This window comes from Bacillus sp. S10(2024), from assembly GCF_050473865.1.
Classification (GTDB): Bacteria; Bacillota; Bacilli; order Bacillales; family Bacillaceae_G; genus Bacillus_A.
Genome location: NZ_JBFLUR010000002.1, coordinates 2,722,015 through 2,735,524 on the forward strand (window position 1 = coordinate 2,722,015; position 13,510 = coordinate 2,735,524).

Below are 13,510 nucleotides of genomic sequence, written 5' to 3' on the forward strand. Positions count from 1 at the left end.
AAATAGTTAACGGAACTATATTTCCCCCGCACACACTCTCTATCACTTTCATATATATATATTAACTTCTGATAGAGAGGAGGCGGTCTTATGGCAATCACATTAAATGGCTTAAGAGAAGGCGACAAAATCCGTGTGTTTTCAGCAGGTCGTGAAATCGACGGTGAAGGTGTTTTCCTTCGCATAGACAACAACAACTTCTTAATTTGGGTTGATAATCATGCAAATATCAATATTACAAGCTTAAATACAATTAGTATTCGTAAAGTTTCCTAATTACCTATAAAATTGTTTTATTCTTTCATAAAAGACACTGAGTCTATATCAAAAGGAGTTAGAGAAATCCTTTTTGAATAGGCTCTTTTTATTATACATTTTACACTGTTTATATAACTGATAACTCTGTTAAGGTTAACGGAAGTAAACAATATTCGTAAGAAAATACATTATGGAATTTAATGTAACTCTATAAAAATAGTTGCTAGTACTGCATTATCCTCGCACACATTCTCTACCTTTTTCATATATATATATTAACTTCTGATAGAGAGGAGGCGGTCTTATTGGCAATCACATTAAATGGTTTAGTAGAAGGCGACAAAATTCGCGTATTTTCAGCAGGTCGTGAAATTGACGGCAGAGGTGTTTTCATCCGCATAGAGAACAATAACTTCTTAGTTTGGGTTGATAGTCACGCAAATATCAACGTTACAAGCTTAGATACAATTAGCATTCGCAAAGTTTCCTAATAATTTCTAAAGTGTTTAACCCTCTCACAGTAAAACACTGGGTCTATATCAAAAGGAGTTAGAGAAATCCTTTTTGAATAGACTCTTTTTTTATAATACGTTTTACACTGTTTATATGACTAATGGTTAAGTCATAATCTACGTTAATCCAATATAACCATTCATTTGTACACTCAATAAAGATGCCTTCTATACTTGTTTCTCCTTCAAATACTTCTATCTTATCTCCTAACGAAAAATGAGAAGGCAATGCACCCTTTTCTGCTTTTTTACTTATATTCCGTTGTATGTTATAAAGTAACTTCATGCATTGTTCTAAAGAAGCTGCGAGCTCTTCATTTTGTTTTTTCAACTCCTCTATTGGATCCGGTTTTTCACGCGTATCCATTCCCTTTCCGCATATAAAGCAGTTTCTCTTAAACCAGCTCTCCATCCGATTATCCCTCTCAAATAAAGTGCTCTTCATAATAAAAGATGCACTTTCGCCTCTTTTTATATACATATTATATGATACAAATCCGAAAGTTGTTTCATTATTTCAAACATACTCTATTCTCATAATCATCCGATTATATCGATTTGCATTGACGAATAAAAATCCATTTGTTACCCTTGGTTATGTTAACTTTATATATAAATCCTCATTCGTATCTCGGTGAGGTAGAGGTTGCAATTATTAATAGTATGATTTGGGAGATGTGTGGCATCGCTGAACAAATCAAAAAGGAATAATTGCCGAAGCAAGAAGTGTCCACAATGCTTTTTTGCTGGGTCTGCATTGAATAAGTGCAGGACTGTCACAAGCTGTTTGCTTGTGGAGAGCTATCGAGAGATATGTCCGTGGGTTTCTTAATAAGATTGAGAAGCGCGTGAACATATACGCGCTTTTTTGTTTTGTTTGGAACTTCAAACACATACATATCTCCTCGCTTGACTTGGTTATACTAATTTTGGAGGTAATTTCTATGCAACAAAAAAAATGGGGCTTTTGGGTACTCACTGCATTTGTAGTTGGAAATATGGTCGGAGCTGGTATTTTCATGGTTCCGAGTACATTAGCACAAACAGCTAGCCCTCTTGGTGTTACTTTAGCTTGGTTAACAACAGGGTTTGGCGTGTTAATGCTAGCACTTGTTTTCGGTAATTTAGCAATTCGTCGTCCTGATTTAACAACAGGGCCGCAAAGTCATGCTTATGCACTGTTTTCTAAACAAAAAACGAAGAAAATGGCAGGTTTTAGCATCGTATGGGGCTACTGGGTTGCAAACTGGGCAAGTAACGTAGCTATCATTACATCATTTGCTGGTTATTTATCACTCTTTTTCCCAATTATGAAAGATACACGTGTATTATTTTCAGTCGGAACGTTCGACATTGCAGTCGGAAAACTAATTACGTTCTCTATTTGTACCCTGTTACTATGGGGAACACACATGATTTTAACGAACGGTATAAGCGGTGCAGGGAAACTAAACTTCCTAGCAACAACAACGAAAGTAACAGGATTCCTGCTTTTCATCGTTGTTACTTTATTCGCCTTCCAAGCATCTAAACTTGGACAATGGTATACACCGATTATTGATAAAGAAGGCATTTCACACGGACTATTATCACAAGTAAACTTAGCTGCCTTAACAACACTTTGGGCCTTTATCGGCATCGAGTCAGCTGTCTTATTATCAAACCGTGCTGTTTCACCAAAAACAGTAAAACACGCAACTGTTGCTGGTTTATTGTTAACTGTTGGAATTTACTTAGGAATTACAATCTTAACAATGGGCGTTCTTCATATCGATAAGCTTCAAGCATCTGAACGACCATTAGCAGATGCCTTATCTGCAGCAATGGGACATGGCGGCGGAAAATTAATGGCGCTGCTTGCACTTACTTCTTTATTTGGTTCTATTCTTGGCTGGGTTTTATTAAGCTCAGAAGTACCGTATCAAGCAGCAAAAGAAGGGTTCTTCCCCTCTTTCTTTGCAAAAACAAATAAAAAAGGAAGTCCGATTCATTCGCTTCGTATAACAAATATTATGTCGCAAGTGTTCCTATTCTCAACACTATCCGGGACAATTGCCGAGGCGTATACATTTGTGATTACCGTTTCAACACTAGCCTACTTAATTCCATATCTCGTTTCACCAATCTTCCAGCTGAAACTCGTGATGACAGGTGAAACATACGAAAATCAAAAAGGTTCTCGTATCATCGATGGAATCATTGCGGCGATTGCACTCATTTATGCACTATGGGTTATTAAAACTGGATCTTCTGATACGAAAACATTCCTGCTTGGTATTGGATTATTTGTCGTCGGATTTGCATTCTATCCATTAATGAAACGCGATGAGAAGAAAGCGAAACAAAACGAGCAAGTTGCCTAAAAGGTAGCTTGCTTTTTTTATTTACGTAAAACTTATTGTAGGCGAAAGGATCTGGCCATGTGTGGTAGCGGTCAGGGGCCTTTTTGCCACGCGCGGTGTGAAAATACGGGATTTCAAAGTGCAGGTCATTTTTTGTTTCAAATAGAACTATATTCTGCATTAACAGGTGTAGTACGAGGAGCACTCTTAAGTTTATAATGAAGGAAGGAGGTGATTTCATTGACAATCGAAACACTTTGGACAAGCCGCTTCCAGAAACATCTGCAAAAAATTGTGATGTACTTTGCCCGCATTGCAAGCGGACTTATCTATAGCTCACTACTAGTTCTTTGTGTGGGCAGCTATTATTATGCAAAATTTCTTCGTTCCTTTCCATCTGAGTCTGTTGCCTTAACCATTGTGACGATTTTACTTACGGTGATACTCACTCGCTGCCCCATTCGAACATTTTTACAAAAGCCGGATATGCTATATCTATTGCCGATAGAAGAAAAACTAACTTATTACTTTAAGCGTTCTCTTTTATATAGTTATCTCATTCAACTCTTTCCCTTATTATGTGCGGTACTCATCATTACACCGCTTGCCGGACAATCATTACATACAACACCTGCTTTTTTAGGCGGAGCTTTTATCATCCTTGCTTTCATAAAGTGGTGGAACATGTACATACATTGGACATATCTAAATACAGAAATTGCTTCATACTGGTTGCTTATTCGGATATTCTGCAATGCAGCCATTACATATACAATGTTTCAATTCACTTCCATTATGATTGTGGGAAGTATACTCCTTGTCATAGCGCTCTTATTTTTATATACGATGAACAAACAAAAGCGGCACATCCATTGGGAATATTTCATAGAGAAAGAAGAAAAAATGGACATGCGCTTTTATCAATTTGTTCATTTCTTTACAGATGTACCGCAAATCAAACAGCAAGTCAAACAAAGAAAATGGCTCACCACTTGGATGGAACGGATCCTATATAAAAAACGATCTCCTTTTTTATATTTATATAGTTTATCCTTTGTACGTACTAATGATTACTTCGGTATGTATATACGATTAACTTTAGTAGGAGGATTTATTTCTTACTACATTCCTAGCTTGATCGGAAAAGGAATCACCGCGTTATGTTTCCTATACATATCATTTTTACAACTCCGCGCCCTTTGGAATTATTTTTCGGGAAATAGTATTGTAGCATTGTATCCAGTTTCAGTTACGGAGCGAAAACGGGTTTTTATGACGTTTATATATTTAGTGACTTTTATACAATTTGTCTTCTTTTTTGGGGTTATTTTACTGAAATAGAAAGAATCCATTTTGGTTAAAATGGATTCTTTCTATTGATCCTATTCAATAACTTGATGATTTTTCGCTTTCCTATAGAAATAGATTGCTAAAAACACACCTATGACAACACAGACAATAATAGTTGCTGTAATATACCGCGGGTCTTTATTTATTTCACTTGGAATAATTCGCTCTGCGATTGGACCAATACATAGTGTAAATACTGCAAAAATTGTGATCCAAGATTTTGTATACAGTGCAAAAAGAACAAAAAGTAGCATACATACGGCAGCAATTATATAGTTTTGTGCCCTCGTTGCCACAAAATAATTCGCATCCATTTTTCCATCCATCCAAAAATAGAATACTAACCAGCCACCAATAGTAATACAATTAGCTAGTAACATTAGAAATAGCGACTTTTTTGTAGATGGATATACTTTAGGAATACCTTTCAATAAAGTAATTGCGAATACAGCAAGGGTTAAAAATAACGGTAATGATCCAAATAACAATATATTTTGTGAAATTTTAAATTGTCCCTTAATGGCTGGAGGAAAGGCCATATAAGCGATAATAACCAAAATCGCTGCTGGAATGAGTTTCATTAATCCTTCTTTATCTACAGGCAATTCTTTCCCGATATTCTTCATGTGCTGCTTACGACTTTCCCCAATAATATGATCTACACTCTGCCCTCTTTTTTCAGCTTCTGTTAAGTGAATTTCTAATTCGTCGACAATTTCATTGATATCCTCATCTTTCTTGCCCCGCTGCAATAAATACATTCTCAGTTCAATTAAGAACTGTTCCGACTTCGTAGATAACATGTTATTGTCCCCCTTTATTTATCCCGCTATTTGCGGGCAGTAAGACTCCCACCTCAAGACTGAAAGAGAAGCGAAGAAGATAGGTGGGAGATAAATGTCCATAAAAGCCCGATTGGTTCAACTAACCATCGGTGGGGGATGCCCCCCAGCGATGGAAGTTTCACTTTATCACGTTTTCAACAGATAATTTTAAATCGTTCCACCGCTCTTTAAAACTATCCAATTCCTTCTCCCCTAATTCTGTTAAAAGATAGTACTTTCGTTTTGGGCCAGCAGTTGACTCCCTTAACACACTTGTTAGCAAACCTTCTTTCTGCATACGTAACAATAAAGGATAAATAGTTCCTTCACTAAAGGAATGGAACCCATAGCTATGTAATTTCTCTGTTAATTCATAACCGTATATTTCTCCTTCTTGAATAATGGCTAGAATACAGCCTTCCAAAATGCCCTTTAGCATTTGCGTTGAATCAGCCATTGTCTCTCTCCTTTTTGTACATATTCCTTAATACCTTGTAATACAAGGTAAATAATTAAACTAATAACTTGCAATGCAAGTGTTACAACCATAAAATACCATAAATTAACTTGTAATGCAAGATATACCTCAATTAAAAAGGAGCTGAAATCAGCTCCTTTTTAATATGATCCGACTATCTTCATGTCGAATCACCGATAAAATTAGTTTTGAGTAAATTCGATAGTTGGAAGTAAGGAATAAACATTCGTATCATACGCAACATTATTTTGATACATATAATTTCGAAGAACGCCTTCTTCTTGAAAGCCTAACTTTGTTAATAACACATTAGATGCTTTATTCTCTGTAAAAACAACTGCTCCAATCCGCGTTAAATGTAGCTCATGAAATCCATATGTTGTAACCTTTTTAACAGCTTCAGTGGCATACCCATTTCCCCAGTATTCAGGTAAAAATGCATAAGCGATTTCAGCTCTCTTATGTTCGGTAGACCAGTCATGAAATCCAATCGTTCCAATCATTCCTTCTATCCCTTTTCTTTCAATTCCCCATTTTATCCCGCGTTTTTCTTTGTAGTTATTTGAAAAATTCTTAATGATATGTTTCACCTGTTCTAAATCTGTTAGTGGATTTTGTCCGTAGTAACGTAATACATCTTCATTTGAAAAGCAATTCAATATCCCTTGTGCATCATCTTCTATTATTTCTCTTAAGATTAGTCTTTCTGTTTCTAAAACAGGAAACATTCTCCCACTCCCTTTGTTTTAAACCTCGCACGTGGTAGAAAAAGGCCCTGACCGCTTCCATGCACGGCCAGACGCTCTTATTCTCCCTAAATTTTATATCGTTTTTTATCCATTACACCTCCCCATCAAAATCGTATTATAGTAATTCCCATCCGATAAAACTTTGTCATTTTTCAATATCCCTTCCACTTCAAAACCATATCTTTCATAAAGACTTTTCGCTTTCTCATTCGTTTCAAGAACATTCAAAGTGATTTTCTTAATGTCATGGGAGTCTGCCCAAGTAATGGATTCTTCTAAGAAGTTCTTTCCAATACCGTATCCCCAATATTCCTGTAATACGCACACGCCAAATTCTACTTTATGGGATGTTCTTTTCAAGTTGTTCCCTTCACACCTTGAAAAACCTACAATTCTTCCACTTACTTCAGCTACTAAAAATAGATTACTAACACTGTCTGTATCTTCTTTAATGATCCTTTTAAAACCCGCTTCGTCTATGTACGCTTCGCCTTTCTCTCTATCTAAGTTTTCTGTTTCACCATCTATTTGTAATCGCACTTCAGACAAATTTTTTGCGTCTTCTTCCACTGCAGACCTAATCATATAATTTGTATTACGACTATAAAATTCTTTTGGACTAATTTTCATTACAATTACCTCCTATTCTTTAAGAAAGCTACTTGTCCTCAAAACAAGCAGCCTTCACATTACCCTATCTTCTCTACTTTATCCCTTTGAAGGTGATACATATCTACCGCTTTCTTAAATAAAAGAATACTACTTATTCCGATGAAGCAGTATAAAATACTCATTCCCCAAGAAGCAATAACAGAACCAATCATAATGCCGAGCGTTCCAACCATCTTTGCGATTTGAAAGACCATGCTGGTAATGGCCATATAAGAACTTCTCGCATCGTCCCTTGCCATATCTGCCCGAATCGATTGGCTTACTGGCACATACATCATTTCTCCAATTGTTTGGAACAAACCTGCCAGTAATAAAATCCATAGACTGTTACTAGCTCCAAATATCGTAAACCCAATTGTATAGATAAATAAACCTGCATACAGTACTTTCCGGTCATCAAAATGATTCATGATTTTCACCATAAGTGCTGAAAATAACACAACTAATACGGTATTTTCAGTGGATATCCAGCTGAGCATCCGAATCCCTGTTAAATCAAAATTATTTCCGTTCCAGAATGAAAATGTTATCGTTTCAAATTCCTTTTGCAGACGAACGCCGATGTAATTATTAATTTGAAATTCTAATGATAATGCACATATACTTCCTAAGCACAATATGATAAACGCCTTATCTTTCATGACAACTCGGTAATTGTTTACCATATCTGTTAATACGTTTTGCTTTTCTACTTTCTTTTGAACGACATATACTTCTTCCATATAAACTGTAATTAAATACAGCGTTAATAAGGCAATGCCTGTCAGCAATATAAATAATTGAAAACGATAGTGTTCAAAGAGAAGTCCTCCGAAAATCGCACCGATCGCAATCGATAAATTGATTGCCCAGTAATTAATGCTGTACATCATTTTTCGATTTTCCGGTGTACTTACATCAATTAACATTGCTTCTGTTGCTGGATTCATCAAGCCAGAACCGATGCTATTGATTAGTAAAAATACAAATGTAAGCCAAGGTGAATCTATATAATCTGAGTTCGCGACTCCCATACATGCAATAGAGATTACTTGAATTACCTGTCCAATAATCATAACTTTTTTCCGTCCTAATGTATCGGCAATATAGCCGCCATATAAACCGACAATGAGTGACGCAATTACATTCAATAACAATAGGAACCCTGCTAGTGCTGCTCCTAATTTTATGGCGAAGTAAATCGCCATAAATGGAAAAATCATCGTTCCTACTGTCCGAGTTAAAAAGGATGTAATAATTCTAATTTTAATGTTGCGATGCATTGACCAAAATCCCATCTGTTTCCCCCTCCTTCTTGTTTCTTCATTTTACTTTGAAAAAGAGGAAGAAAAAGGTTAAAATATTCAGAAGAGTTTCCCCTTTTAGAAAAAGGAGCTGTATAACATGAAAATTATGGACCACTATATTCGGCTAAGACTTTCCTTTCCAACTAAACAACACATTCAAAATAGTCTCCAAGAACTGGCCGCTATTTTATTTTGCAGTACAAAAAATGTGAAGATTTTACTGAAGAAAATGAGTGAAGAAAAACTAATTGACTGGATACCAGGGAGAGGTCGCGGGAATAAAACGGAAATTTACTTTCTGCAAACGTTCGGAGAAGCGATTTTACCGCATGTTGAAGAGCTTTTAAAAAATGAGAAATTAAAAGAGGTATTTTTATTATTGAAAGAACCGCTTCCTTTCTTACTCCGTGAAAAAATAGAAGAACGATTAAATACTTATTTTGGATATAAAACTTCAGGCGATCTGTATGATGTGCTCAAAATTCCATATAACCGAAAATTACTCCCCATTGATCCGGCTTTTGCTGCTGTCACAACAGAAAGTCACTTGATTAGCCAAGTCGTTGATACATTAGTGAGATATAACGAGAAAGCTGACGAAATCGAGCCGCATTTGGCACATACTTGGGAAGTAAGCGATGATCAACTTACGTGGACATTCTACTTACGTAAAGGTGTTCGCTTTCATCACGGAACAACATTATCAGGAAAAGATGTGATCTTCTCCTTCGAAAGATTGCAGACCGTTCACTCTCCTTTTGACTGGTTAACAGAGGGAATTGCGAAAATAGAAAACCCATCTCCTCTGCAAGTTATCTTTCATTTACGAAAACCAAATCGCTTTTTTCTACATTACGTAAGCTCTGTGCAACTGTCCATTTTACCGCACGATGTAACGATTCAAACTCATCAATATAGCGGCACAGGCCCATTTAAAATAAAAAGCTTTACGGAAGATAATGTTATTTTAGAAGCATTTCCAGATTATTTTAAAGAGCGGGCACTTCTTGATCAGATTGAATTTTGGTTCGTTCCAGAGCAGTCAAAAATACAAACAAATTACGAATTACCAAATATGGGGTGTAACGAAGAAAAGGAAGTAGAAACAGAAGAAATCGGCTGTATATACGCAGCATTTAACTTTCAAAAACATGGCCCGCAGCATGATATCTTTTTCCGAAAAGCATGGGCAGAAATAATGGATCCCCTATCGTTAATTCAAGACCTTGGTGATAATCGTACCATGCCGGCTTATAGCTTCTTTCCCGATAAAAGCCGCACAATGCATAAAGAAACATCTTTATCGAAAGCGAAAGAATACCTGCAACAAAGTACGTATAACGGAGAGACGATACACATCTATTTCTTTGCGTTTAAAGGGAGCGAGCGCGATGCAATCTGGTTACAAAAACGATGTGAACCACTCGGTATACATCTACAGCTTCATCCTTTTCTAGTCACTGATTACTTTAACGAAGAGATTGCTAAGCAAGCCGATATCATTTTAACTGGAGAGGTACTCGACGCTAATCTTGAAATGGCTTTTGTACATATCTTTAAAAATAAAAGCTGCTTCGTTCATCGCTTCAGGCATCCGCATTATCATGAGCAAATCGAGGGCATGCTTGACCGTTTTATAGCAGAGCCAAGTAAAGAAAAACGATATGACTTCATATCTACAATCGAAAAACTTCTTAGCGACCAGTACCTTCTTGTCTTTTACTACCATGTCTTAAAAAGAAGAAGTTTCCCGTCTGCCTTGCAAAATGTAACCATCGACTCTTTCGGATGGACAGACTTTGCAAAACTGTGGATTCGTCCGCATATATAATTGGCGGAGCTAAACAGCTCCGCCATCTTTTTCACCCTACAAAGGTAACACAGTAGAATACTTAATCTCCCGCAGCGCCAAACTCGTTTGAATTCTCGTAATGCCGAGCATATTTAGTTTACGAATAAAACGTTCCAGTTCATTTCGATCGCGGTGCACTACTTTTAAAATATAATCATACTCCCCCGTTAAACAATGACATTCCAATACTTCTGGCATTTCGCGCATCGCCTTTTCCAACACTTCAAGCTTCTCCGCTTGATGAATATTTGTGCTGACAAAAATAAAGCATAGTAAGTCAAAGCCAAGTTTCTCTTGATTTAAAATGGCTACTTGCCGATTAATAAATCCTTCATTTTCTAACCGTTTCACCCGTGCATGTGTAGCTGGCGGCGAAAGATTAACGCGGCGTGCAACCTCCGCGTTACTTAGCTGCCCTTCTTGTTGCAACACATTTAAAATTTGGACATCTAAATGATCTAACTGTTCCATTTCCAATCTCCCTTTTCATCACAAAAGATTATTCACGAAAACACATGACAATCACGCGTAAAATGAATAAAATTCTGTAAAACAAATTAATCACTTTATATTATTTCGAATTTTACTAATTATACAAAATAATATATATGACAAACAAGAAAAATGCTACAATTTACATAGTTTAAAGTATATGTATTACACCACCGTGCACAGTGGCTTTTTTTATCCCACATTAATGGGCAATGCGCAAACCCAACTTTCTTGTAAAAGGAGCTAACTCGTATTATGCCTTATGTTATTTTATTACTCATCACAAGCCTATTGTGGGGCGGGAATTTTGTCGTGGGAAAATCTCTTGTCGGGCACGCTTCGCCGATGACACTTACGACTCTTCGCTGGGGTATTGCCGTCATTTGTCTTTTCCCAGTTGTTTGGCTGAAGGAAAAGAAACTATTCCCGCCGAAAGAGGCTATTCTCCCTTTATTTCTAATGGGGGTTACTGGCGTTGTTTTCTTTAACATTTTTCAATTTTGGGCGTTAGAGCATACATCCGCTACAAATGTTGGACTTATTTCTACGTTAAATACGATTTCTATCGCTGCTTGTTCGGCACTATTTTTAAAGGAAAAAATGAATATATGGCAAATCACATCGATGATTATTTCCTTTTTTGGCGTTACGCTCGTTCTTTCAAAAGGTAAAATAGATGCACTGTTTTCCTTACATTTTAATATCGGTGATTGGTGGATGATGGCAGCCGTATGCGTATGGGGCATCTATTCCGTTTGCAGTAGATGGGCAACAAAAAAGACGACACCAATGATGTCTACTTTATATTCTGGTATCTTTGGTCTCATCATACTGATCCCTTTTAATATCTCTGATTTCACAATTTCAAATGTAAACGCTTCGTTCTTAGGATCTATTCTATACACAGGTGTAATCTCAACTGTGTTATGTATGGTTTTCTGGAATATCGGCGTCCAAAAATTAGGGGCAACTACAGCTGGTATCTTCTTGAATTTCAATCCGATTTTCACTGCTATTTTAGCGTTTCTCTTATTAGGAGAACAAATGACGTGGATGCAAATCGTCGGAAGTGTGATTGTAATTAGTGGTTGTTACTTATTTTCGCATTTTAAATCCGCTGCAACTCCTAAACAACAATATACAAAGCATCTTGCAAAGAATCATGAAATCGCAGGGTGAAAAGCATCCAGATTTGTATTTCTGACTAATGGTTCATCCCAAAAATAGAAGCATTCTTTTTGGGATGAACTCTCAAAAAATTTGTACAAACAATTACTTTTATAAAATCATTACTAAATAACCACATTTTGAGACCCCTTATTTAAAACTCACCTTATATTTACTTCAAAAATATACAGGACATACCTATTAGGTATTATAATTTTCCAAAAAATAAATAAGTTATCACATATAAAATCGTCCGTGCTTTTTATCTCTTCCACACTATGACTATTTTCACTTCAGTACACATACATATCAATAAAATACGTCTTATCAAAACATTCACACACACGGACGTAAATGAGGAGGGTTTATGGAACAACCTAAGCGGATTCGTTTGCTCGATGTATTACGTGGATTTGCCATTATTGGCACACTTGGAACGAATATTTGGCTGTTTGCCAATCCAGGGGATTTTCTTTCCTTTATGTCAGCTAGGGGACGAGTTGGCAGTTTGGAGACGTTTTTTGCCGCCTTACAAGCCGTGTTTATTAATGGAAAGTTGCTCGGACTACTAACCATTATGTTCGGTATGGGGCTAGAACTCAAATACCGAAAAGCACAGCGAGACGGATTACCTTGGCTACCATTTTATATTTGGACAATGACTCTTCTATTTTTAGACGGATTACTGCATTATCTTTTTGTGTTTGAATATGACATTTTAATGAGCTATGCATTCACTGGCATCATCGTCGCTTTTATCATTCGCTGCCGAGACAGTGTGATGAACCGCTGGATGAAAGTCTCTGCCTATATTCATGTAATTGGGATAGTCATTGTTTCTCTTCTTTCGATTGCTCTCCTCCATGATGAAAATTTGGTTACCGAGATAGCTAAAGGATTTCGTGAAGTGAAAGATATCTACACAGAAGGAAGCTACCAGGAACAAATCGCTTACCGTTTACATAACTTTGCCACTTTGCGCACAGAAGCCATTTTCATCCTGTTTATGAACATTACACTCTATATTGGGGGCATTCGTCTTTTCCGTAGCGGTGCCATGTCACCAAACGAAGAAGGCAGACGCATCCGAAAGAAGCTGTTAAAATGGGGGCTCGGGCTCGGTTTGCCGTTAAACACGCTACTCCTTGTGCCAGGTGAATTATTCAATTTACCTGTTCGCTACTTGTTCGCTCCAATACTATCACTTGGCTATATCGGCTTGCTTGGTTGGCTACTTGAAAAAGGCTGGTGGAAATGGCTGCTTGCTCGTTTTGAAACAATCGGAAAAGCGGCACTCAGCTGCTACGTGTTTCAAAACATCTTAGCCTCACTTTTATTTTATAGTTGGGGATTGAACCTTGCTCCTGTTCATAGTGTGTACGCCATTTTAACAGCTTGGATCGGTATCAGCATCGCAATGATGATTATCGCTCATTGGTTCATAAAAACAATAGGCACAGGTCCACTCGAATGGTTATGGCGTAAGCTTTCATATATGCCGTTCAAGCAGAGAATGTAAGGAATAAGA

At 36.9% G+C, this 13,510-nt stretch carries 14 protein-coding genes and 1 riboswitch; of the genes, 7 read left to right on the top strand and 7 right to left on the bottom strand.

Translation table 11 applies throughout. The features are described 5' to 3' along the window. The first annotated feature begins 90 nt into the window (after positions 1-90). Both AB1280_RS13885 and AB1280_RS13890 read left to right on the top strand, forming a co-directional pair. Complete coding sequence (locus AB1280_RS13885; protein ID WP_272190305.1) at positions 91-276, top strand: hypothetical protein; 186 nt, start codon at positions 91-93, stop codon at positions 274-276. Between the two features lie 287 nt (positions 277-563). Continuing rightward, positions 564-749: a hypothetical protein gene (locus AB1280_RS13890; RefSeq protein ID WP_429757404.1), complete on the top strand. Its 186-nt coding sequence runs from the start codon at positions 564-566 to the stop codon at positions 747-749. A 58-nt stretch (positions 750-807) separates the two neighbouring features. On the opposite strand, the gene AB1280_RS13895 is transcribed toward AB1280_RS13890, so the two are convergent. Next, positions 808-1,182 carry a hypothetical protein gene (locus AB1280_RS13895; protein ID WP_272190303.1) on the bottom strand — a complete coding sequence of 125 codons (375 nt, stop codon included), beginning with the start codon at positions 1,180-1,182 and terminating at the stop codon, positions 808-810. 220 nt (positions 1,183-1,402) lie between these two features. Next, positions 1,403-1,582, top strand: a riboswitch (Lysine riboswitch). A 132-nt stretch (positions 1,583-1,714) separates the two neighbouring features. Between AB1280_RS13895 and AB1280_RS13900 the strand changes: the two genes are divergently transcribed. Both AB1280_RS13900 and AB1280_RS13905 read left to right on the top strand, forming a co-directional pair. Then, positions 1,715-3,133, top strand: a complete 1,419-nt coding sequence (locus AB1280_RS13900; RefSeq protein WP_429756188.1) for an amino acid permease — start codon at positions 1,715-1,717, stop codon at positions 3,131-3,133. Between the two features lie 210 nt (positions 3,134-3,343). Next, the gene (locus AB1280_RS13905) at positions 3,344-4,453 is read left to right on the top strand and encodes an ABC transporter permease (protein ID WP_429756189.1); all 1,110 of its coding nucleotides are present in this window, start codon (positions 3,344-3,346) and stop codon (positions 4,451-4,453) included. 41 nt (positions 4,454-4,494) lie between these two features. Here the strand turns inward: AB1280_RS13905 and AB1280_RS13910 are convergent, their stop codons facing one another. From AB1280_RS13910 to AB1280_RS13930, 5 genes are all read right to left on the bottom strand, one after another. Then, entirely contained in the window at positions 4,495-5,265 is a 771-nt protein-coding gene (locus AB1280_RS13910) for an NADH dehydrogenase subunit (protein ID WP_429756190.1), read from the bottom strand. Between the two features lie 160 nt (positions 5,266-5,425). Then, the gene (locus AB1280_RS13915) at positions 5,426-5,743 is read right to left on the bottom strand and encodes a PadR family transcriptional regulator (protein ID WP_272190299.1); all 318 of its coding nucleotides are present in this window, start codon (positions 5,741-5,743) and stop codon (positions 5,426-5,428) included. A 203-nt stretch (positions 5,744-5,946) separates the two neighbouring features. Continuing rightward, a complete protein-coding gene (locus tag AB1280_RS13920) occupies positions 5,947-6,492 on the bottom strand; it encodes a GNAT family N-acetyltransferase (RefSeq protein ID WP_429756191.1) in 546 nt (181 codons plus the stop codon). Between the two features lie 105 nt (positions 6,493-6,597). Further along, complete coding sequence (locus AB1280_RS13925; RefSeq protein WP_429756192.1) at positions 6,598-7,143, bottom strand: N-acetyltransferase family protein; 546 nt, start codon at positions 7,141-7,143, stop codon at positions 6,598-6,600. A 59-nt stretch (positions 7,144-7,202) separates the two neighbouring features. After that, positions 7,203-8,462 carry an MDR family MFS transporter gene (locus AB1280_RS13930; protein ID WP_272190294.1) on the bottom strand — a complete coding sequence of 420 codons (1,260 nt, stop codon included), beginning with the start codon at positions 8,460-8,462 and terminating at the stop codon, positions 7,203-7,205. Between the two features lie 106 nt (positions 8,463-8,568). On the opposite strand from AB1280_RS13930, the gene AB1280_RS13935 reads away from it, so the two are divergent. Next, a complete protein-coding gene (locus AB1280_RS13935) occupies positions 8,569-10,302 on the top strand; it encodes an ABC transporter substrate-binding protein (RefSeq protein ID WP_429756193.1) in 1,734 nt (577 codons plus the stop codon). Between the two features lie 36 nt (positions 10,303-10,338). Here AB1280_RS13935 and AB1280_RS13940 read toward each other — a convergent pair whose 3' ends face one another. Next, positions 10,339-10,794, bottom strand: a complete 456-nt coding sequence (locus tag AB1280_RS13940; protein ID WP_272190292.1) for an Lrp/AsnC family transcriptional regulator — start codon at positions 10,792-10,794, stop codon at positions 10,339-10,341. A gap of 276 nt (positions 10,795-11,070) precedes the next feature. On the opposite strand from AB1280_RS13940, the gene AB1280_RS13945 reads away from it, so the two are divergent. Together AB1280_RS13945 and AB1280_RS13950 are read left to right on the top strand one after the other, a co-directional pair. Continuing rightward, positions 11,071-11,994, top strand: coding sequence for a DMT family transporter (locus AB1280_RS13945; protein WP_272190291.1), 924 nt, complete (start codon positions 11,071-11,073; stop codon positions 11,992-11,994). A gap of 355 nt (positions 11,995-12,349) precedes the next feature. Further along, entirely contained in the window at positions 12,350-13,501 is a 1,152-nt protein-coding gene (locus tag AB1280_RS13950; protein ID WP_429756194.1) for a DUF418 domain-containing protein, read from the top strand. The last annotated feature ends 9 nt before the right edge of the window (positions 13,502-13,510 follow it).